Here is a 20,394-nt window from a genome sequence, read left to right as displayed (position 1 = left end):
GGGCCCGTGCACCTTCGCTTCAGCCCGGCCGAGGAGGCCTTCCGCGCCGAGGCGCGTGCCTGGCTCGAGGCCAACGTGCCGCGCGCGCCGCGGCCGGCGGAGCTCCGCGCCCGCGCCGCGGACGACCGGGCCTGGCAGCGGCGGCTGCACGAGGCGGGCTGGGCCGGCATCGCGTGGCCGCGCGAGCACGGCGGGCGCGGCGCGACGCTCATGGAGCAGCTCGTCTGGTGCGAGGAGTACGCGCGCGCCGGTGCGCCGGACATCTCGACGCTCTTCGTCGGGCTCAACCACGCCGGCCCGACGCTCATCGCGTGCGGCAGCGAGGAGCAGAAGGCGGCGCATCTGCCGCGCATCCTGCGTGGCGAGGCGATCTGGTGCCAGGGCTTCTCGGAACCGAACGCGGGCTCCGACCTCGCGGGCCTCCAGACGCGCGCCGTCGTCGAGGGCGACTCTCTCGTCGTCACCGGGCAGAAGGTGTGGACCAGCTTCGCACAGGTGGCGCAGTTCAAGGAGCTCCTCGTGCGCACCGACGCCGGGGCGCCACGCCACCGCGGCATCTCCTGGGTCATCTGCCCGATGGACGCGCCGGGCATCGAGATCCGCCCCATCACCACCCTCACCGGCGAGAGCGACTTCTGCGAGGTCTTCTACGACCGCGTGAGGATCCCGCTCCGCAACGTGGTGGGCCAGCTGAACGACGGCTGGCGGGTGGCGATGGCGACCCTCAGCTTCGAGCGCGGTACGGCCTTCCTCGCCGAGCAGGTGCGCCTGTCGCGCCGGGTCGACGAGCTGGTCGGGCTGGCGCAGACCACGCCCGGCCCACGCGGGCGGCGCCGCGCCATCGACGACGACGAGATCGCACGCCGTCTCGCCCGCGCGCGCGCCGAGGTGGACGCGCTCCGCGCCATGACCTACCGGAGCGTGAGCCTGGCGGCGCGCACGGGCGTCCCCGGCGCGGAGGCGTCGATGATCCGCCTGTTCTTCTCGGAGCTGGTGCAGCGGATCGACCTCCTCGCCATGGACGTCCAGGGTGCGCCCGCCGTCGAGGCGCCGGCCTCGCACTGGACGGAGCTCTACCTGGCCGGGCTCTCGCAGACGATCGGAGGCGGGACGAAGGACATCCAGCGCAACATCATCGGCGAGCGCGGGCTGGGACTTCCGCGGTGAGCCGATGGATCTGACGCTCGGGCCCGAGGAGACGGCGGTCCGCGATGCCATTCGCGGCGTGCTCGCGGAGCGTCTCCCCCTGGCAAGCGTGCGCGCGGTCGCGGGCGCGGAGCCCGGCATCGACGAGGCGCTCTGGCGTGAGGCGGGCGGTCTGGGCTGGTTCGGCCTCGGGCTGCCCGAGGCCGTGGGCGGGGCGGGCTACGGCGCGGCGGAGGAGATGCTGCTCTTCATCGAGCTCGGCCGCGCGCTGACACCCGGGCCCTGGCTCGCGACGGTGCTCGCGGCGCACGCGCTCGCCGCGACGCCCGGGCTCGTGGAGGCGCACCGGGCCGTGCTCGCCGGGACGCTTCGCATCGCGCTCGTCGACGATCCGGCGGACGCGCTCGCGGACGGCGCGCGTCTCACGGGCGTCGCGCGCGGCGTGCCGGACGCAGGCGCGGCCGGGGGGTACCTCGTGCTCGGCGGCGGGACGATCCGCTATCTCCCCGCCGCCACGCACGGCCTCGCGCTCGAGCGGGGGCCCAGCATCGATCCGACGCGCCGCCTGGGCGACGTGCGCTTCGATGGGGTGGCCGGCGCCCCGCTGGCCGGCGACGCGGCGGCGCTGCGCACGCTGGCGACCCTGCTCGCCGCCGGCGAGGCGGTCGGCGTGGCCGAGCGCGCGCTCGAGGACTCGGTCGAGTACGCGAAGGTGCGGCAGCAGTTCGGCCGGCCAATCGGGTCCTTCCAGGCGGTGAAGCACCGGTGCGCCGACATGGCGGTGCGCGCCGAGGTGGCGCGCTCGCTCACCACCTTCGCGGCGGTCGCCCTCGCGGAGGGCGAGACGGCCACGCCCCGCCTCGTCGCCGCCGCCAAGGCGCTCGCGACCGATGCCGCGCTCGCCAACGCGGCCGACAACGTCCAGAACCACGGCGGCATGGGCTTCACGTGGGAGGCGGACGCACACCTATATCTCAAGCGCGCCTGGCTCCTCGAGCACGTCCTCGGGACGCGGGCGGCGCACCTGGACGCGCTCGCCGTCCCCTGGCGGGCGGAGTGAATGCTTCCCGGGACTGCGGCCGAGGCGCTGGTCGAGCCTGGCCCCGTGCGCCGCCTCCGCGCCGGCTTCCCCGCGCTCCGCCATCGCAACTTCCGTCTCTTCGTGGTCGGGCAGGGCATCTCGCTCGTCGGCTATTGGATGCAGAGCGTGGCGCAGGGCTGGCTCGTCTACCGCCTCGAGGGCCGGCCGCTCGACCTCGGCAAGGTGGCCTTCGCGGGCTACCTGCCGATCCTCTGCCTCGCGCCCTTCGCCGGCGTGGTCGCCGATCGCCTGCCGCGCCGCGGGGTGCTCCTGGTGACGCAGTCGCTGCTCGGGCTCCTTGCGCTCGGCCTCGGCGTGCTGGTGTGGACGGGCGCCGTCACCGTGCCGCTCGTCGTTCTCTACGCGGGGGGCGTCGGGCTGGTGAGCGCGCTCGACGTGCCGACCCGGCAGTCGTTCCTGGTGGAGATGACGAGCGCCGAGGACCTCCCCAACGCGATCGCGCTCAACTCCTCCATCTTCAACGGCGCGCGTCTGGTGGGGCCGGCGCTGGCGGGGGCGCTGGTCGCGGCGCTCGGTGAGGCGCCGTGCTTTTTTCTGAACGCCGCGAGCTACGTCGCGGTCCTGGTGGCCCTCGCGCTCATGCGGCTCCAGCCGAGCGAGCGACCGCGGACGGCCCAGGCGCTCGGCGCGGGTTTCGTCTCCGGCCTCCGCTACGTGTGGGGCGCGCCCGCGATCCGCAACTTGCTCCTCCTGCTCGGCGTCGTGTCCGGGCTCGGCGTCCAGTACAACCTGCTGATGCCGGTGTTCGCGCGCACGGTGCTCGAGACCAACGCGTTCGGCTACGGGCTCCTCCACACGGCGGGCGGCATCGGTGCGATCGCCGCCGCGCTCCAGCTGGCCGCGCGCCGCTACTCCCGCGCGCAGCACCGCCGCCACCTCCTTCTCGGCCTCGCCACCTTCGCGCTCGCCGTGCTCGGGCTGGGGGCGAGCCGCCGGCTGGGGCTCGCGCTCGCCTGCCAGACGCTCGCGGGCTACGGCATGGTGCGCTACCTCGCCACGACGAACACGCTCCTCCAGCTGGTCGTCGAGGACGGCTACCGCGGTCGCGTGATGGGGCTCCACACCGTGATGTTCCTCGGCACGCAGCCGCTCGGCAGCCTCGTCCTGGGCGCGCTCGCGCAGCGCTTCGGGGCGCCACGCGCGGCGCTCGTCTCGGGCGGCGTGTCGCTCGCCGCGGCCGGCTGGCTCGCGCTCCGTCTGCGGCGGGTAGCACTGCGCGAGCGGGCCGCGGCGGCGGGGGGTGTGGACGTGAGCGGGACGCCTCGCCCCCGGGTGTCAACCGATTGACGGTGGACCCTCTTTCGTCGCGCGAGGCACGCTGCTAGAACTGACCAGTCAGTTCTAGGGAACCCTTCTGCGGCACGACGACAAGCGACAGCGCATCCTCGCAGCGGCCACCGCGGTGTTCGCCGAGCGCGACTTTCACCGCGTCCTGGTGAGCGAGGTGGCGTCGCGCGCCGGGGTGGGGAAGGGCACCGTCTACCTCTATTTTCCCACCAAGGACCGCCTCCACCGCGTGGCCCTCGAGGCGAGCCTCGAGCGGGTGGCGGGCGAGGTCGAGCGGGCCGCCGAGGCGGACGCGCCGGCCGAGGCGGTGCTGCGGGAGATCGTGGTCTCGATCCTGCGCTTCTTCTGGCGCCGGCCTCACCTCCTTACTCTGGTCGTGCGTTACGAGCAGCGCCACACGCGCTCGGCGGGCGAGCGCCGGCGGCGCGTCATGCGCGCCGTCGAGCGCGTGCTGGTCCGCCACCGGATCGGCGGCAACGGAAACCGCCACCTGGCGGCCGCCTTGCTGCTCGGGCTCGCGCGCGCCGCCATCTTCGAGCACGCGCCCGAGGACCGGCCGGAGGCGATCGCGACGCGCGTCGTCCAGCTCTACCTGCACGGCATCGGCGGCCCCGCGGCGCTGCGCCGGCAGCGGGGGGCGGCATGAGGAGCGTCGTACCCCTGCTGCTCCTCCTCGCTGCGGCCGCCGGCTGCGGCGGGCGCTCGGCGGCCGAGCCGGCGGGCGCAGCCGGCAAGCCCGACGCGGTCACGGTGACGGTCGCCAACGTCGCCGTGCGGCCGGTCGAGCGCACGGTGTCCGTGGTGGGCACCCTCGCCGCCAACGCGCAGGCCGAGGTGGCGAGCGAGGTGGAAGGCCAGGTGGCGGTGACCCTGGCCGACCTGGGCGACCGCGTGGCCGATGGCCACGTGCTCGCCCGCGTGCGGCGCGACGAGATCGAGGCCCGGCTGCGCGAGGCGGAGGCAAGCCTCGCCAAGGCGGCCGGCGACGCGGCGCGCGCCGAGCCGCTGCGCGCCGCCGGCGTCATCTCGACGCAGGAGTACGAGCAGGTGCGCACGGCGCTCGACGTCGCGCGCGCCCGCCGCGACCAGCTCCGTATCCAGCTCGAGCACACGGAGATCCGCGCGCCCATGGACGGCTCGGTGGCCGCGCGCCTCGTCGACGCCGGCAATTACGTCCGCGCGGGTACGGTACTCTTCCGAATGGTCCAGGACGACCCGCTCAAGTTCCGCGGCGAGATCCCCGAGCGCGACGTGCCGGCGCTCCGTCCCGGGCAGGGCGTGCGCGTGAGCGTCGACGCCTTCCCGGGCGAGACCTTCACCGGGCAGGTGAGCCGCATCGGCTCGGCCGCCGATCCCGCGGCGCGCTCGCTCGCCTTCGAGGCGCTGGTCCCCAACCCCGACCACCGCATCCGCCCCGGCTTCTTCGGCCACGGCGAGGTCGTCGTCGCGCGCGACGAGCGCGCGCTCGCCGTGCCGCGCGCCGCGCTCACCTCCTACGCGGGCGTCACCAAGCTCTTCCTGATCGAGGACGGCGTGGCCCGCGAGCGGGAGGTCAAGCTCGGGGTCGAGCTCGGCGACGGCTGGGTGGAGATCGCCGAGGGCGTGTCGCAGGGAAAGCAGGTCGCGACCAGCGGCCTCTCCAAGCTCGCCGACGGCACCCAGGTCGTGGTCCGCACCGACGTGCCGCCCGGCGCGTAGCCTCCTGAGATCGCCGATGCGCTTCGCCGACGTCTTCATCCGGCGCCCGGTGTTCGCGACCATGCTGATCGCCTCGCTGGTCGTGCTCGGCCTCTTCTCCTACCGGGGCCTCGGCCTCGACCTCTTCCCCAACATCGACTTCCCGATCGTCACCGTCACCACCACGCTCAAGGGCGCCAGCGTCGAGGAGATGGAGACCGGCGTCACCAAGGTGATCGAGGAGGCGGTCAACACCATCGACGGCATCGACGAGCTGCGCAGCATCACCAAGGAGGGCCTCTCCTCGCTGGTGGTGCAGTTCGTGCTCGAGAAGCCGCGCGACATCGCGGCCCAGGACGTGCGCGACAAGGTGGCGGGCGTGCTGGCCCAGCTCCCGGTCGGCACCGACCCGCCCGTGATCGAGAAGTTCGACGTCGACGCGGTGCCGGTCATGTCGATCGCGATCTCCGGGAGAAGGAACCTCCGCGAGGTCACCGAGCTCGCCCGCAAGCAGGTGAAGGAGGACATCGAGACGCTCTCCGGGGTCGGGCAGGTGATCCTGCTGGGCGGCCAGGAGCGCGCCATCAACGTCTACGTCGATCCGGACCGGCTGACCGCGCAGGGCCTGTCGATCGGGCAGGTGCGCACCGCCATCCAGCAGCAGAACCTCGAGCTGCCCGGCGGCCGCCTCGACCAGACGCGCCGCGAGCTCGTGGTGCGCACCATGGGGCGGATCGAGCACGTGCCGGACTTCAACGACCTCATCGTCGCACACGTGGGCGACCGGCCGCTGCGCGTGCGCGACCTGGGCTGGGCCGAGGACGGCGTGGTCGAGCCGCGCACGCTGGCGCGGCTGAACGGCGAGAACGCCGTCCAGCTCGTCGTCCGCAAGCAGTCGGGCACCAACACGGTCGAGGTGATCGACCGGGTGAAGGCCGAGCTGGCCCGCTTGAAGGCCGCGCTCCCCGACGACGTCGAGATGCGCGTCATCCGCGACCAGTCGCGCTTCATCAAGGCTTCGCTCGACACCGTGCGCCTCCACCTCTGGCTCGGCGCCGCCCTGGTCGCCTTCACCGTGCTGCTGTTCATGCGCGACTGGCGCTCGACCCTGGTCGCCGGGATCGCCATCCCCACCTCGATCGTCTCGACCTTCACGTTCATGCGCTACATGGGCTTCACGCTGAACAACCTGACCATGCTCGGTCTCGTGCTGGCGGTCGGGATCGTGATCGACGACGCGGTCGTGGTGCTCGAGAACATCTTCCGCCACGTCGAGGAGGAGGATGTGCCGCCCATGCGCGCCGCCTCGCAGGCGACCGCCGAGATCGCGCTGGCGGTGATGGCGACCACCCTCTCCCTGGTCATCATCTTCCTCCCGGTCGCCTTCATGGCCGGGCGTGTCGGGCGCTTCTTCCACAGCTTCGGGCTCACGGTCGCGGTCGCGATCATGATCTCGCTGCTCATCTCCTTCACGCTCACGCCGTCGCTCTCGGCACGCGTGCTCCGCCGCCTGCCGCCCGAGCGGGCGCACGGGGGACGGCTCTACCGCGCCTTCGAGGCGGCGTACGGCCGGCTGCTCGCCTGGTCGCTCCGCCACCGCTGGGCGATCGTGCTGCTGGCGCTGGGGACGGTGCTCTCGACGGTCCCCCTGATCCACGTCGTCGGCAAGACCTTCCTCCCGCAGGACGACCAGAGCGAGTTCGAGATCGACATCCAGACCCCGGGCGGGTTCACGCTCGCCGAGACGAGCCGCATCTTCGGCGAGATCGAGCACCACGTGCGCCACCTGCGGGGCGTGACCGAGGTGCTCACCACGATCGGGGACCAGACCGGGCGCGTGAAGCCGGGCGAGGGCGACGTCACCACGGGCTCGATCTACGTGCGCCTGAAGGACCTGCGCGAGCGCCCGTTCTCGCAGTTCGAGGTCATGGCCGACGCGCGCTGGCTCATGCGCCAGTACCCGGATCTGCGGACCGCCGTGCAGGGCATCAACCCCCTCGCCTCGGGCGGGCAACGGCTCTCGGAGCTGGAGCTCAACCTGCGCGGCCCGGACCTCGACAAGCTCCAGGACTACGCCAACCGGCTGATGGCCGGCATGCGGCAGCTGCCGGGCCTGGTCGACATCGACACCTCGCTCGCCGTGCGCACGCCCGAGCTGCGCCTCGTGATCGACCGCGACAAGGCCTCCGACCTCGGCGTCAACGTGCAGGACATCGCGGCCACCGTGCAGACCTACATCGCCGGACAGCCGGTCTCCAAGTACAAGGAGGCCGACGAGCAGTACGACATCTGGCTGCGCGCCGAGCCCGGCAAGCGGCGCACGCCGCAGGACGTTTACGACCTGACCGTGCGCTCGCGCACCGACCAGCTCGTGCGCCTCGGCAACCTGGTCCGTGTGCGCGAGGACCTGGGCCCGGCGGAGATCGACCGCGTGAACCGCCAGCGCTCGATCACCATCAGCGGCAACCTCCTCCCCGCGCTGCCGCTCGCCACCGCCGTCGAGCACGTGCAGAAGGTGGCGGCGCCGCTCGACATGCCGGCCCTCTACAGCCTCGAGTTCACCGGGCGCGCCAAGACGCTCGCCGAGAGCAACGCCAACTTCGGCATCGCGTTCCTGCTCAGCATCGTCTTCATGTACATGGTGCTGGCGGCGCAGTTCGAGAGCTTCCTCCACCCGGTGACCATCATGCTCGCGCTGCCGCTCACCATCCCCTTCGCGCTCCTCTCCCTGGTCCTCCTGGGCGAGGCGCTCAACGTCTACAGCATGCTCGGGCTCTTCATGCTCTTCGGGGTGGTGAAGAAGAACGGCATCCTGCAGATCGACTACACGAACACGCTGCGCGGCCGCGGCATGCCGCGCGACGCGGCGATCCTCGAGGCGAACCGCGTGCGCCTCCGTCCCATCCTGATGACGACCGTCATGCTCGTCTTCGGCATGGTGCCGATCGCGCTCGGGCGGGGCCCCGGCTCGGGCTCGCGCGGCTCGATCGCACGGGTCATCATCGGCGGGCAGGCGCTCTCGCTGCTCATCACCCTCCTCATCACGCCGGTCGCGTACTCGCTGTTCGACGACCTGGGGCACTGGCTGCCGGCGCGGCTCCGGCGGCTGCGGGAGCGGCTCGGCAGCCTACTGACGGCCCGTCCGCGGGCGAGCGTCGAGCCCGCCGAGCCCGAGCGCCGGCGGGCGGCGTCGGCGAAGTAGCAGGTCTGGACGCGGCGCCCCCAGCGCGGGTGAGCGCCGGCGCCGGCTGCCCGTGCGCGCAAAGCAGTGTCACCTTTCTCACGGTGAGCTGCGCGCCCGCCGTCATCGGAACGCACGGATCGGTCTCCACCGCGAACTCGCTGAAGCTGTTCACAACGCACCCTCCACGTGTACAGACGGACGGCTGGCCGCTACAGGTCCAGCCGGGTTCGATGGTGCAGGTTGCGGAGCACGCGTCCCCGCTGGCGGTGTTGCCATCGTCGCACTGCTCGCTGCCATCGACGATGCCGTCAGCGCACGCGATCTGAAAGACGAACGCCCCACCACCGAAGGTGCCCGCGTACAGCGTGGTCGGCGTCGCTGGGTTGATTGCCAGGGCGCGGACGTCAGTGGCGGTCAGGCCCGAGTTGACGGGCGTCCAGCTGGTTCCCCCCGTGCACGGGTTCGCGTCGTCGCACCCCGGATCGACGGCGGTCCCGACGCAGGCGCCGGCGACGCAGCGGTCGCTCGCCGTACATGCGTTGACGTCGTCGCATGCCGTGATCGTCATTCTGATCCGCCCCTCTTTTCTCTCAACGGCGTCTTCGCCGGGCAGGGGAGATATCCCCCGCCCACGGTGAGTTCAGATTACGAATTCTTGATGAGCTTGGCCCCCGAGGGCGCCGCGAGAGCGACGTTTGCGCCGACGATCAGGGCGGCGACATAGAACAGCACGGCGGCGATGCACAGACTCATCCGCTTTGCCCGTCCGGGACGGCCTCCGTTCAAAGCGCAGGATCGCGCCGGGGGCGACGTCCGGGCCCCGCGTCAGGGCAGAATCTGGTAGGTCGTCAGCATGCCGGCGTCGATGTGGTCCGCCACGTGGCAGTGGAACATCCACTCGCCGGGGTTGTCCGCATTCATGTCGGCCGTGACCATGCTCGCCGGCAGGAGCTCGATGACGTCGGTGCTCCTCTCGGCGCTCCCGGCACCCACCTTCACCGTCTTGCCGTGGAAGTGCGGCGAGTGTTGATCGACCTCGTTTCCCATACCGAGGAGATGCCAGCGCACCTTCTCGCCGTTCTTCATGACCAACCCGCGGAGGTTGCCGAAGATGTATCCGTTGATACTGTGCATCAGGCCGGCCTCTTCACCACCAAGCTCGTTGAAAATGAAGAACGCGGTGACAAACTCGCGCGCTACGTCCCTCGGTGAGGCGTCGGCGAGCGACCTGGCCATGCCTCGCCGGGTGATGATGATGGGACCCAGCAGGCCGGCGTTCGTCTCCGCAGGCTCGTTGACGTGGGAGTGGTACCACCAGACCTTGGAGCTTGGATCACCGCGCCCGGGGCTGCTGTCCTCGTCGGCGCGCCAGACGTAGTCGAAGCATGCGCCGGGCTGGACCTGCGCACCCGTCCCGGGCGGCTGCCCGGAATCCACACCCCTGTAGAAGGCGCCCTCGGCGTCCTTGTCGTACCGGAAGCCGTGAGGGTGCATGCCGTACGCACCGCTCGTGGTGCGGTTGCAGAAGTGGACGATCACGGTATCGCCGACCTGCGCGCGGATGATCGGACCCAGGACACCGAGCCACTCGGGTTGCGGCTTCAGACGCGCGAAAGTCGCGTCCGTGTACTCGATGTAGCGGACCTTCTGGGCGCAGAGCTCCTGGTCATCGACGGGATGGGGCACGACCTGCCGCGCGCCGTCTGGCCCGTGCTCGTGGAGCGCATCAGCGCGCTCATCGCTCGGGCGTAACCGATGCGCTCGTACACCATCGATCTCGACGGCCCCATCCACTACGCCGACTTCGGCGGCACGGGCCCGACGCTGGTGCTCGTCCACGGCCTCGGCGGCTCGTACGTGAACTGGCTGGCGGTCGCGCCGGCGCTCGCGCGAAGCGGACGCGTGCTCGCCCTCGCCCTCGCCGGCTTCGGGCGGACACCGCTCGGCGAGCGGTCGGCGGGCGTGCACGCGAACCGGGTCCTGCTCGACCGCTTTCTGGAGACGGTCGCCCCGGGGCCGGCCATTCTGGTCGGGAACTCGATGGGCGGACTCGTGGCGATGATGGAGGCGGCACTCGCCGTATTTGGCTCCGGAGAGGTGCGCCGGGCCTCGAGGTAGGGGCTCCTGGGTGGAGGTCAGCGTCGGATAGGCAGGATTCGGTCAACTTCGGGCCTTTGTAGGGGCTATGCCCCCGGACGGCGACGGAGGCGCCAACGCCCGTCCCGCCCGGCCCGCCTCCGGATTGACCTTGGACGCGTCGTCTCTGTAGATCGCCGACGGGTCCCCGATGATCGACGTCGGACAGGTCTCCGATCGTCGCAGCGAGGACGTCGCGCATGTGGCGTCCTGGCTCGGCACCCTCATCTTCCTGCCGGTCTTCGCGGCGATCCTGCTGGTCTTCGACGTCGCGCAGCGGGTTGCGCGGCTCTTCGGTGAGCGGCCGCAGGAGCACGTCGCCGGGGCACTCCAGGTCGCGCTCCTCGGAGCCTTCCGGCTCTGCGACACGAGGCTCCTCGTGGAGCGGGCGCCCGGCGTCCGGCGGGGCGCCTCCTACATCGTCGTCTCGAACCATCAGAGCATGTTCGACATCCCGATCATCGGCAGCCTCCTGCTGTCGAACTTCCCGAAGTACGTCTCGAAGCGCGAGCTCGCGCGCTGGATCCCGAGCGTCTCCTACAACCTGCGCCGCGGCGGCCATGCGCTGATCGACCGGAGCGACAGCGCGTCAGCCCTCGCCGCCATCCGCGGCCTCGGCGAACGCGTGCGCGACGGGCGCTGCTCGGCCGTCATCTTCCCGGAAGGCACGCGGGCGCGCCGCGGCGCGCTCGGTGACTTCCGCCGGGCGGGCCTCGGCGCGTTGCTCGACGCCGCGCCCGAGACGCCGGTGGTGCCGATGGCGATCGACGAGTCGTGGCGGCTCCTCGCACACAACATGCTGCCCGTCCCGTGGGGCGTACGGGTCCGGGTGGGCATCGGGGATCCGATCGCGCGCGGCACCGGGGAAGACCGTGCCGCGCTAATCGCGCGCGTGCGCGACGAGATCGCGGCGAGGCTCGAGCGGTGGCGGTCGGCTCACGCTGATGCGTGTGGCAGCACGTAGAGTTTCACAGTGCTCGCCCTTCCATCACGCGCGCCAGCTCCTATTCGGCGAGGACGCTCCGCGGAATGTCGACCAGCCGTGCGCGCAGGAACTCCCCCAGGCTCTTCGCCTGCGCGTCGCTCCGCGTCGACGCCGCGACGCCGTCTCCCAGCAACCCGTGCACGACGAAGTTGAGGCTCCACAGGTTCGGGAGCGTGTGCTATTTGGCTCCGGAGAGGTGCGCCGGGCCTCGAGGTAGGGGCTCCTGGGTGGAGGTCAGCGTCGGATAAGCAGGATTCGGTCAACTTCGGGCCTTTGTAGGGGCTATGCCCTCCGCAATCGCTGCTTTTGCAGCGGCCTGCTAGGATGAGAACATGAAAAAGTCGGGCGCCAGCCAAGGCCAGTCGGCATCGGAGCTCATCTCGAAAAGAATCGCCGAACTCGGGGACTGGCGCGGGGAAACCCTCAGCAGAATGCGCAAGCTCATCAAGGAAGCAGACCCAGACGTCGTCGAGGAGTGGAAGTGGATGGGCACTCCGATTTGGTCGCACGACGGCATCATCTGCACTGGCGAATCCTACAAGACTGTCGTGAAGCTTACCTTCGCCAAGGGCGCGTCTCTGAAGGATCCGGCCCGTCTCTTCAACTCGAGTCTCGACGGAAACGCACGCCGCGCGATCGACATCCACGAAGGAGAAGAAGTTGACGAGTCCGCCTTCAAGGCGCTCGTTCGCCAAGCGGTCGCCCTCAACAGTTCTGGCAAGTCGAAACCTTCGAAGAAAGCGAAGTCCTAAGGGATTCGCCCCTGAACAGGTCCGACATCGGGGTGGCGGAGGTGTCGTTCCGGCCCGAGCGTACCCAGGTTGAAGATGGCCTCGACAGTCGCAAGGAGCGAATAGTGGGAATACTGGACCCAGCGCGTCGCGTCCGCCGCGGAATTTGACGTAATCTGCGTTACCAGACGTCGAAAGGCCGTTCATGCGCCTTATCCCGGTCAGGCGAGGTGTATGCGAGGATGAGGTTGGACACGCTGCCGTCGATGAAAGAGGCGGCGGCGCTCGACAGGTCGCTAGGCTTCAAGCCCATCGCGCCGTACAACGCGAACCCGGTGGCGGGGACGTTGTTCTTCGAGCTGGCTCTACTGATCCGGCTGGCCAGCCGCAGCCGTCATCGCCGAGACTCGGCCATGTCCCAACGCTACCCCTCCGTCGACGCCTACCTGCGTAAGGCTCCCGCCTTCGCCCAGCCGATCATCGAGCACCTGCGCGAGGTGGTGCACGCCGCCTGCCCCGAGGTCGAGGAGTGCATCAAGTGGAACTGCCCCTTCTTCGTCTACCGCGGCCCGGTGTGCGCGGTGGCCGCCTTCAAGGCGCACTGCCGGATCGGTTTCTGGAAGGCCGACGTCCTCCGCAAGGGTCCCGCCGCCGCCGCGCTGGCCAGCCTGGAGAGGGTCACCCAGGTGAGCGAGTTCCCCAGCCGCGCCGCGCTCACCGCGCTGGTCCAGGCAGCGGTGAAGCTCAATCAGGACGGCGTCCTCGCCGAGTGGCAGAAGGCGCAGCAGGAGAGGCGCAAGAATCCCGTGCCGGTGAAGCCCCCGCCCGCCCTGGCCGCCGCGCTGAAGAAGAACGCCCGCGCCCGGAAGACGTGGGATGCCTTCACGCCCAGCCATCGCAGGGATTACGTGGTGTGGATCGCCGCGGCGAAGACGGACGAGACCCGCGACCGCCGGGTGGGAGCGTGTGCTATTTGGCTCCGGAGAGGTGCGCCGGGCCTCGAGGTAGGGGCTCCTGGGTGGAGGTCAGCGTCGGATAAGCAGGATTCGGTCAACTTCGGGCCTTTGTAGGGGCTATGCCCATGCCCCGGTCGACCTTCATCGTCGCCGCCACGATCGGCTTTGCCCATTCGGGCGTGTCGGCGAGCCGGTCGCGGTTTCGAATGCGGCCGTCGGCAAAGTCGAGGATCAGCCGAAGCCGAGGGCGCTCGAGCTGCTCGACGCGCGCCTCGAAGCTGTTGTCGTAGACCTTCAACGCAGCGAGCTTCGGCACAAGACGCGCGAGGTTCGCTCGGCTCCGGTCGTACCGCTCCCGGATCCGTCCTTCCGGCACGTCGTGGCCACCGCGGGCGACACGCGCCTTCACCCGCGCGACGTGGCGGTCAGCACTGTCCAGAGCGACGTACCAGACCTTGACCGCCATGCCGCCATGCGCGGCGCGATGGAGCAGCCGGGCGATCGTCCGTCCGCCGAGCGTCGTCTCGAAGGCGAAATTTTCAAGGTTCGAGATCGACGCTTCGAGTCGCCGGCGACTCTCTTCCCAGGCGATCGCGTTCGCGTCGGTGAGCGAGAGCCCCGGGTTTCGTTCGCGGAGCCGCCGCGTGGCCTCGTCGGGGTCGAAATAGTCCGCGCCAGCCTCGCGGATCATCTCGCCGACAATCGTTGTCTTACCGCCGCCGTTCGGTCCGGCGATGACCCAGATCGTCGGCCGCGGTTCAGCGGCCACGCCGCTTCATGCCGCGACGATGCGCCGCACCGAGCTCAGCTGGAGACGCGTCGAACGCCTTCTCCATCGCCTTCTCGAAACCGCGACGCTGCATGCGCGCCACGAAAGCATCGAATTCCTCGGTGAGCCGATCGATCACCCGCGACGCGGACGGATTCAGCGCCTCGTATTCCTCGACCGAGATCAGCACGGCCGTCGGCCGGCCCTGCTTCTCGATGATGACCGCTCCGGTGCGCGCCACGTCGAGGTACTTGCCGACGTGCTGCTTGAAGTCGGTCGCGCTGGTGGTCACGGCTTCGGCCATGATCCCGTCCAGGGCCTATTATGCATGATCTGGACGTTTTGTCCAGACAGCCTGCCAGCCGCGCGCGTGACACGCGCGCGGCGAGACCGCCTCGAGCCCGAGCCGGTGGCGGCCGGCCTGGAGCTTGCCGACGTCGAGGGTCGTCTCGATCAGGTCGAGGACCGTCTATGCGGCTTCGGAGAAGGGCAGCGGGACTTCGCAAAGGACCACGGTGAGCCGCCCATCGTCACCGAGTCACGCGGCTCGACCCAGCTCGCGTGGGCGGAGTACGTCTGCTCTAGGCCGTCCGCGGCGAGCGCGGTCGCGAGCGTCGACTTGCCGCAGCCGGGGAGGCCGGCGAGCAGGAGCCCGCGTCCGCCGAGCGCCACGTCCGCGGCGTGCAGCGGATGTGCCGCGCCGCGTGCCTCGAGGTGCCACCAGACCGGATAGTAGACCGCGTAGTACGTGAGCGTGCTGAGACGGCTCCGGCGGAGCGTCGGCACGCGCCGCCAGCGCAGCGCGCGCTTCGCCGCCTCGCGCCAGCCAGCGGCGCCGAGCGTGAAGTGGAAGCGCAGCTCGACGCGGCGCGGCGTGCTCGGCGCGCTCGCGATTTCGGGCGCGTCGTCGCACCGCAGGCAGAGGAGGCGGCCGGGCGCGGTCCACAAGTGGCGGTGGACCACGTCGGGGGAACTGCGCCGCCAGGTAGCGCGCGGTCGCCGTGCTCGGTCTCGACCTCGACCGTGATGCCCGCGCGATGCGCCGGGAGCGCACCTACTGGATGCCCGCTCCGAGCTGCAGCGCCATCGGATCGACGCCGAGGCCGCGGATGGCACGCTCCCACATCTCCGCCGGCGGCGTTTCGAAGACGAGAGCCGGATCCGGCGGCGCGGTGAGCCACGCGGAGGCCGTCAGCTCGGCGTCGAGCTGGCCCGGACCCCAGCCGGCGTAGCCGAGGAGGAGCCGCGCGCGCCGCCGTGCCACGTCGGCAGGAGCGGCCTCGAGGATCCGGCGGAGTACCTCGACCGATGCGGTCAGGTGAAAACCCTCGGCGACCCGCTCGCTGTCCGCCACGCCCGGGTCGTCGCCGAGGAGGAGGAAACCGCGCTGCGCCTCGACGGGCCCGCCGGTCCACAGCATGAGGCCGCTGTCGCCGCTGGCGGGCGGATCGAGCACGACGGCTTCCGCGGCGCGCACCTCGGTCGGGCGGTTCACCACGAAGCCGAGCGCGCCCTGCGCCCCGTGCTCGCAGAGGAGCACGACCGAGCGCACGAAGTTCGGGTCGCGCAGCTGCGGCATGGCGAGGAGCAGAGTGGGAGCGAAGGAGGCGGAGCGGTCCATGGGCGGATGGTCGCCGTCGCTCGCCGGCTTGTCAACCCAACTAGCGGCGCGGCCCCCGCGGCGCGCCGCCGCGCGGCCGCGTCGACTGATCGGCCGCCTCGTCGACCCGCAGGCGGCGGCCCTTCAGTTCCGTACCGTCGAGCTGCTTCTTGGCCCGCTCGGCGTCCTCGGCGCTCGCCATGGTGACGAACCCGAAGCCGCGCGACTGTCCGGTGTCCCGGTCGATGACGATCGACACCGACTCGCAGGTGCCCGCCTGCGCGAACAGGGCGCGCAAGTCGTCCTCCGTGACCGCGTAGGCGAGGTTGCCGACGAAGAGCTTCTTGGCCATCTCGGCCCGCTGCTTATCAGCGCCTCCCAGCGGCTGCAACGCGGGTGCCGATGGGCTATGAAGGCGCGCCCATGGCGATGACGCTCGAGGTCTACCCGAGCGATGCGGAGGCGTTCGAGGCGGCGGCGGCGCTGGCCGCCGGGCACCTGCGCGCGGCAGGCGCCCGCGCCACGGTGGCGCTGGCTGGCGGGCGGAGCGGGCGGGGCGTCATGGTGGCGCTCGCCGCGCGCGGCGACCTCCCGTGGGAGCGCGTCGAGTGGTTCTGGGGCGACGAGTGCTGCGTTCCCGCCGACGACCGGCGGAGCAACGTGCGCCTGGCGCGCGACTCGCTCTTCGTCCCGCGCGGCGTGGCAGCCGGGCGCATCCATCCGCCGCCCGTCGCGCTCGGCGACCCGGCTCGCATCGCGGCGGCGTACGCCGAGACGCTCGCCGCCGAGGCTCCCGTCTTCGATCTCGTGCTCCTCGGCGTCGCCGCGCGCGGCGCCGTCGCCTCCCTCGTGCCTGGCGCCGCGGCGCTCCGCGCCTCGGCACCCGTGGCGGCGGTTGTCCCCGAGGAGGTCGCCGAGGAGCCGCGCGTCGCGCGCATCACGGTGACGCCGCCCGTCCTCGCCGCCGCGCGCCACGTGATCGTCACCGCGGTCGGCGGGGAGACGGCCGCCGCCGTGGCGGCGGCCGTCTCCGACGGCGCGGACCCGGCGGGCGTGCCGGCTGCGCTGGTTCGCCCCTCGGAGCGGATCACCTGGTTCATCGACCGCGCCGCTGCGAGCGTGCTGCTGCGCGCGGCGCGGCCGGCGCCCAGTCAGTAGCGCCGCTGCCAGATCAGATCGACGGCGCTGTCCCCGCGCGTCGAGGTCGACGCGCGCACCGACACGTTCGCTCCCACCGCGTACTCGATCCCCGCCACCTGCGCGACGCGCGTGCCGAACTCCTGCCCCAGCGAGACGAGGATGTCCTCCGCGACGTAGCGGCCGACGCGCACCTGGCCGGGCGCCTGGGTGCGCTCGGGGAACGCGACCTCGAGGGTGTCGAGCCCGAGCACGTTCATCACCGAGTTGCGCAGCTCCGGCACCACGTAGCCCGTAGCGATCTGGAGGGCCTGCTGCTGGAGCGCGAGGCTCTGCCCGCGGCCGAGCTCGCGCGCCGGCTTCCCGAACAGGATGACGGAGAGGATGTCGGCCTGCTCGAGGGGCGGGTCCGAGGTGAAGAGCAGGTTGGGCTTGTCGGCCGAGCCGGTGATGTGCACCGTGATCCGGTAGCCGGGCGTGCGGTAGCCGGCGGTCACGTCGAAGACGGGCTTGGGGGGCGTCCCGCCGCCGAGCGTGATCGTGCCCTCCTTGATCTCGAAGTGCCGCCCCTGGAACTCGAACCAGCCGTGCAGGAGGCGCACCTGGCCCGTCACGTGCGGCGGCTCGCCGCGCGCCTTCGCCAGCGCGAGCTCGCCGCCGAGCGCGATGTTGGCATCGGTGCGCCGGACGGAGGCATCCCGCGCGATGCGGATCGTCACCGCGAGGGCGAGCGCGGCGGGGAGGCCATGGGTCGGCTCGGCCGCGACCGGCGGGGTCGTTTCCTCGAGGCCGACGACGGCGATGGTCGGGTCGGGCGGCAGGGTGTGGGGTGTGGACGGAAGCCCCGCGGGGCGGAGCACGGCGTGCTCGACGTCGAGCGCGCCGCTCAGCTCGGGGGCGGTCAGCGCGCCGCGCGCCGCGAGGGTGCCGCTCACCGCCGCCTCCGCGGTCTCGCGGCGGATGGCGAGGAAGCGATCGAAGCGGAGGGTGAGCGCCAGCGGCAGCGGTCCGCCCGGTGTGACGTCGAGCTGGCCGCTGCCGTCGACGGTGCCGTCGCCGGCGCGCGCGTGCAGCTCCTGCACGTCGAGCACGGTGCCGTTGGCCGCGATGCGGGCGCGCAGGTCCTCGTACGGGAGGCCGGTGTCGACGAGCTCGAGCGTGCCGCCGTCGAGCGCGAGCCGGCCGACAGGACGGGGCGCGGCCCGCGTTCCCGTGACGCGCAGGTCGACGGTGACGAACCCCGCGGAGCGGCGGATCACGTGCGGCGCGAGGGCGCGGAGCGCCGTCAGATCGAGGCGGTCGGCGCGCAGCACGAGCTCGAGCGGTGCGGCGCCGAGGTCGCGCCGCGGCCCCGTCCAGGCGAGGTCGAGGGGCACCGTGCCCCCGGCGCTCAGCTCGCCCGCCTCGGGATGGACGAGGACGGCGTGGAGCGACGCGCGCGTGTCGGCCGCGTGGGCGTCGAGGGAGAGGACCCCGTAGCGGACATCGTCCACCGCGAGGCCCTCGGCGCGCGCCGTCGCGTCCACGACCGGCGCGGCGGCCGTGCCCGTAAGCGCCGCGCGCGCCGTCACCTGGCCCGCGCAGCGTGGGCCACGGGCGAGCACGCAGAGCTGCCCGAGCGCCAGGCGCTCGACCGCGAGCGTCGCGTCGGAGGCGCCGCGCAGCCCGACGCGGCCGGAAAACACGATGCGCTGCCCGCCGGCGGCGAGGGTCACGGCGTCGGTGCGAAGGCCGTCCTCGATCGCGAAGGCAGCGGGGGCGGCAAGCTGCCACGGCGGACCGCCGGGGAGCGCGAGGGTCGCCCGCTCGAGCCGGCCGGTGGTGCGCGCCGCCGTGCGCTCGACGGTCGCGGCGAGCTCGAGCGGGCGCCCTTCCTCGCCCACGGCGTGCGCGCTGACGCGCGCCCGATCCGTGTCGCCGGCGCGGCGCCACTCGAGGTCGGCGAGCGCATCGGCCGGGGCCGCCAGGGCGACGCGGAGCGCGGGCGCCTCCAGGTGGAGCGTGCCGTGCGGTGCGCGACTCCCGAGGCCGTCGAGGGCGAGGCGCGCGCTGGCACGGTCGGCGCCCAGCGCGCCGTAGAGCGGGCGCTCGACCGTTGCCGTTGCCCGGGCGGCGAGCGCGGCGAGCGGGCCCGCGGCGCTCGCCGAGAGGCTGGCCGCGCCCGCGAGCGGCTGGCCGAGGCGGCGGCCGAGCCGCGCCAGGTCGGCGCGCGCCGCGAGGGTCAGGTCGGCGACGTGGCGGGCGAGGTCGAGGCTCCCCGTGCCGTTCGCACGGAGCTCGGGGCCCGTCACCCGGGCGGACGTGAGCTGGACGCGTGCGCCCTCGACGAGGGCGCACGCCACGCCGTGCTCGAGCGGCACGCCGCGGATCATGGCGTGCGTGAGCACGACGCGGGCGCGTGCGTGGCGATCCACCGCCTCGAACCCGCGTCCGTCGAGGTGGACGCGCCCGGTCGCGGAGCCCGTGACGCCCGCGGCGAGGGCCTCCAGCCGCGGGAGGGTGACGCGGGCGGACAGACGGTAGGCGGGCGGCGTGCCGGGCGCGAGCCGTCCCTGCAGCGCAACCTCGGCGAGAGGCGTGCGTACCACGCCACGCAGGCGATGTGCTCCGCCCGCGCCCCGGACGACGAGCCGCCCGTCGGCCTCCGCGCGCGGCAGCCGGGGGAGCACCGCGCCGGGGTCGAGCCGGGCAAAGGCGAGCCGCGCCGCATAGGCCACGGGAGACTCGGCGGCATCGAGCGCCGCACGGGCGTGCAGGCGGCCGCCGGGACCGAGGTCGACGTGGGCCGCGACGGCGAGCGCGTGCCACGGCCCCCGCATCCGCACCCGCGCGCGGAGATCGGTCGCGAGACCGCTTCGCGGCGCGACTGCGCGCACGTCCGTCGCGGCGAGCGGTGCCAGCGCGAGGTGCGCGTCGATCGCGCCCGTGCCGTCGAGCTCGGCCTCGGCGCCGAGCCGGCTCCGTCCGCTCGCAAGGTGGAAGCCGCGCACACGCACGGCGCCGGAAGGGCTGGCGGTCACATGCCCCGCCGCCTCGACCGGCGCGAGCGCGAGCCCGCGCGGGACGAAGCGGAGCTTCGCCACCTCGAGCTCGGCGCCGCCTGGGGCGAGGTGGCCACGCGCGGCGAGCGCGAGCGCGGTGGCGGCGAAGCGCCGCGGGGGTTCCGTGTCGAGGAGGGCGACCGCCACCCGCCCGTCGACGACCTCGAGGTGGTCGACCTCGACCGGCAGGCCGCCGCCCGGCTGGAGGGCGAAGGGGCGCGCGCCCCCTTCGCGCACCGCCCGCACGCGCGGCGCCGCCAGCGTGACGCGCTCGAGGCGCAGCACGCCGCGCAGCAGCGAGAGGGGCGCGTATACGACCTCGAGACGCGGCACGCGCACCACGGTCCGGCCGCCGACGGCGAGGCGGAGGTCCCCGAGCACGAGCGAGTGGCCGAGGGTGCCGCCGACCTCGGCGAGCGTTACCCGCGTGTCGGTTGCCCGCTCGAGGAGGTAAACCACGGCGCGGCGCTCGAGCGCGCGCAGCGCGCCGGTCCGGCTGGCGAGGGCCAGCGCGACCGCGAGCAGCGCCCCCGCCACGAGTCCGCGCGCGAGCCAGCGCCCGAGCCGCCGCATGCTAGAAGACCTGCCCCACGCTCAGGTGCAGCTGCCAGCGCGCGTCGCGTCGCGGCGGGTCGAGCGGGAA

General features: G+C 72.5%; 19 protein-coding genes. 11 read left to right on the top strand and 8 right to left on the bottom strand.

Features of this window, described 5'->3' with window-relative positions; genetic code table 11:
- The first annotated feature begins 6 nt into the window (after positions 1-6).
- From E6J59_01940 to E6J59_01915, 6 genes are all read left to right on the top strand, one after another.
- Positions 7-1,167 (top strand): acyl-CoA dehydrogenase, encoded by a 1,161-nt coding sequence (locus tag E6J59_01940; protein TMB23470.1) that lies wholly within the window; start codon positions 7-9, stop codon positions 1,165-1,167.
- Positions 1,168-1,171: 4 nt separating this feature from the next.
- Positions 1,172-2,206, top strand: coding sequence for an acyl-CoA dehydrogenase (locus E6J59_01935; GenBank protein TMB23469.1), 1,035 nt, complete (start codon positions 1,172-1,174; stop codon positions 2,204-2,206).
- Entirely contained in the window at positions 2,207-3,535 is a 1,329-nt protein-coding gene (locus E6J59_01930; protein TMB23468.1) for an MFS transporter, read from the top strand.
- A 115-nt stretch (positions 3,536-3,650) separates the two neighbouring features.
- Positions 3,651-4,181, top strand: a complete 531-nt coding sequence (locus tag E6J59_01925) for a helix-turn-helix transcriptional regulator (protein ID TMB23467.1) — start codon at positions 3,651-3,653, stop codon at positions 4,179-4,181.
- The gene (locus E6J59_01920; protein TMB23466.1) at positions 4,178-5,233 is read left to right on the top strand and encodes an efflux RND transporter periplasmic adaptor subunit; all 1,056 of its coding nucleotides are present in this window, start codon (positions 4,178-4,180) and stop codon (positions 5,231-5,233) included. Before E6J59_01925 ends, E6J59_01920 begins: the two co-directional genes overlap by 4 nt.
- Positions 5,234-5,249: 16 nt before the next feature.
- Positions 5,250-8,414 carry an efflux RND transporter permease subunit gene (locus E6J59_01915; protein ID TMB23465.1) on the top strand — a complete coding sequence of 1,055 codons (3,165 nt, stop codon included), beginning with the start codon at positions 5,250-5,252 and terminating at the stop codon, positions 8,412-8,414.
- On the opposite strand, the gene E6J59_01910 is transcribed toward E6J59_01915, so the two are convergent.
- Together E6J59_01910 and E6J59_01905 are read right to left on the bottom strand one after the other, a co-directional pair.
- Positions 8,254-8,964, bottom strand: a complete 711-nt coding sequence (locus tag E6J59_01910) for a hypothetical protein (protein ID TMB23464.1) — start codon at positions 8,962-8,964, stop codon at positions 8,254-8,256. The genes E6J59_01915 and E6J59_01910 overlap by 161 nt on opposite strands.
- 257 nt (positions 8,965-9,221) lie before the next feature.
- Positions 9,222-10,235, bottom strand: a complete 1,014-nt coding sequence (locus E6J59_01905; protein TMB23463.1) for a copper oxidase — start codon at positions 10,233-10,235, stop codon at positions 9,222-9,224.
- Between E6J59_01905 and E6J59_01900 the strand changes: the two genes are divergently transcribed.
- The 4 genes from E6J59_01900 (at position 10,152) to E6J59_01885 (ending at position 13,318) form a co-directional block, all read left to right on the top strand.
- Complete coding sequence (locus E6J59_01900) at positions 10,152-10,514, top strand: alpha/beta fold hydrolase (protein ID TMB23462.1); 363 nt, start codon at positions 10,152-10,154, stop codon at positions 10,512-10,514. The genes E6J59_01905 and E6J59_01900 overlap by 84 nt on opposite strands.
- Before the next feature lie 169 nt (positions 10,515-10,683).
- Positions 10,684-11,496, top strand: a complete 813-nt coding sequence (locus E6J59_01895) for a 1-acyl-sn-glycerol-3-phosphate acyltransferase (GenBank protein ID TMB23461.1) — start codon at positions 10,684-10,686, stop codon at positions 11,494-11,496.
- A 353-nt stretch (positions 11,497-11,849) separates the two neighbouring features.
- On the top strand, positions 11,850-12,269 hold the full coding sequence (locus E6J59_01890) for a DUF1801 domain-containing protein (GenBank protein ID TMB23460.1): 420 nt from the start codon (positions 11,850-11,852) through the stop codon (positions 12,267-12,269).
- A gap of 227 nt (positions 12,270-12,496) precedes the next feature.
- Complete coding sequence (locus E6J59_01885; GenBank protein ID TMB23459.1) at positions 12,497-13,318, top strand: hypothetical protein; 822 nt, start codon at positions 12,497-12,499, stop codon at positions 13,316-13,318.
- Here the strand turns inward: E6J59_01885 and E6J59_01880 are convergent.
- The 5 genes from E6J59_01880 to E6J59_01860 form a co-directional block, all read right to left on the bottom strand.
- Entirely contained in the window at positions 13,299-13,973 is a 675-nt protein-coding gene (locus E6J59_01880) for a ZTL protein (protein TMB23458.1), read from the bottom strand. The two genes, E6J59_01885 and E6J59_01880, sit on opposite strands and share 20 nt — an antisense overlap.
- On the bottom strand, positions 13,963-14,277 hold the full coding sequence (locus E6J59_01875) for a type II toxin-antitoxin system prevent-host-death family antitoxin (GenBank protein ID TMB23457.1): 315 nt from the start codon (positions 14,275-14,277) through the stop codon (positions 13,963-13,965). The genes E6J59_01880 and E6J59_01875 overlap by 11 nt, the downstream gene beginning before the upstream one ends.
- Positions 14,278-14,426: 149 nt before the next feature.
- Positions 14,427-14,936, bottom strand: coding sequence for a hypothetical protein (locus tag E6J59_01870; GenBank protein ID TMB23456.1), 510 nt, complete (start codon positions 14,934-14,936; stop codon positions 14,427-14,429).
- A 91-nt stretch (positions 14,937-15,027) separates the two neighbouring features.
- The gene (locus E6J59_01865) at positions 15,028-15,594 is read right to left on the bottom strand and encodes a YqgE/AlgH family protein (GenBank protein ID TMB23455.1); all 567 of its coding nucleotides are present in this window, start codon (positions 15,592-15,594) and stop codon (positions 15,028-15,030) included.
- A gap of 40 nt (positions 15,595-15,634) precedes the next feature.
- Positions 15,635-15,925 (bottom strand): RNA-binding protein, encoded by a 291-nt coding sequence (locus E6J59_01860; protein TMB23454.1) that lies wholly within the window; start codon positions 15,923-15,925, stop codon positions 15,635-15,637.
- Between the two features lie 50 nt (positions 15,926-15,975).
- On the opposite strand from E6J59_01860, the gene pgl reads away from it, so the two are divergent.
- On the top strand, positions 15,976-16,731 hold the full coding sequence (gene pgl / locus E6J59_01855) for a 6-phosphogluconolactonase (GenBank protein TMB23453.1): 756 nt from the start codon (positions 15,976-15,978) through the stop codon (positions 16,729-16,731).
- Here the strand turns inward: pgl and E6J59_01850 are convergent.
- Positions 16,725-20,324: a translocation/assembly module TamB gene (locus E6J59_01850; GenBank protein TMB23452.1), complete on the bottom strand. Its 3,600-nt coding sequence runs from the start codon at positions 20,322-20,324 to the stop codon at positions 16,725-16,727. The genes pgl and E6J59_01850 overlap by 7 nt on opposite strands.
- Between the last annotated feature and the right edge of the window lie 70 nt (positions 20,325-20,394).

It is taken from the genome of Deltaproteobacteria bacterium (assembly GCA_005879795.1).
Taxonomy (GTDB): domain Bacteria; phylum Desulfobacterota; class Binatia; order DP-6; family DP-6; genus DP-6.
Note: the sequence above shows the minus strand (reverse complement) of the source record. Positions and strands in the feature narration are given on the sequence as shown.

Excerpts from the sequence above, each read along its gene's own strand:
- E6J59_01935 (TMB23469.1), top strand. The coding sequence starts at position 1,172 with ATGGATCTGACGCTCGGGCCCGAGGAGACGGCGGTCCGCGATGCCATT.
- E6J59_01930 (TMB23468.1), top strand. The coding sequence starts at position 2,207 with ATGCTTCCCGGGACTGCGGCCGAGGCGCTGGTCGAGCCTGGCCCCGTG.
- E6J59_01920 (TMB23466.1), top strand. The coding sequence starts at position 4,178 with ATGAGGAGCGTCGTACCCCTGCTGCTCCTCCTCGCTGCGGCCGCCGGC.
- E6J59_01915 (TMB23465.1), top strand. The coding sequence starts at position 5,250 with ATGCGCTTCGCCGACGTCTTCATCCGGCGCCCGGTGTTCGCGACCATG.
- E6J59_01910 (TMB23464.1), bottom strand. The coding sequence starts at position 8,964 with ATGACGATCACGGCATGCGACGACGTCAACGCATGTACGGCGAGCGAC.
- E6J59_01900 (TMB23462.1), top strand. The coding sequence starts at position 10,152 with ATGCGCTCGTACACCATCGATCTCGACGGCCCCATCCACTACGCCGAC.
- E6J59_01895 (TMB23461.1), top strand. The coding sequence starts at position 10,684 with ATGATCGACGTCGGACAGGTCTCCGATCGTCGCAGCGAGGACGTCGCG.
- E6J59_01890 (TMB23460.1), top strand. The coding sequence starts at position 11,850 with ATGAAAAAGTCGGGCGCCAGCCAAGGCCAGTCGGCATCGGAGCTCATC.
- E6J59_01875 (TMB23457.1), bottom strand. The coding sequence starts at position 14,277 with ATGGCCGAAGCCGTGACCACCAGCGCGACCGACTTCAAGCAGCACGTC.
- E6J59_01865 (TMB23455.1), bottom strand. The coding sequence starts at position 15,594 with ATGGACCGCTCCGCCTCCTTCGCTCCCACTCTGCTCCTCGCCATGCCG.
- E6J59_01860 (TMB23454.1), bottom strand. The coding sequence starts at position 15,925 with ATGGCCAAGAAGCTCTTCGTCGGCAACCTCGCCTACGCGGTCACGGAG.
- pgl (TMB23453.1), top strand. The coding sequence starts at position 15,976 with ATGGGCTATGAAGGCGCGCCCATGGCGATGACGCTCGAGGTCTACCCG.
- E6J59_01850 (TMB23452.1), bottom strand. The coding sequence starts at position 20,324 with ATGCGGCGGCTCGGGCGCTGGCTCGCGCGCGGACTCGTGGCGGGGGCG.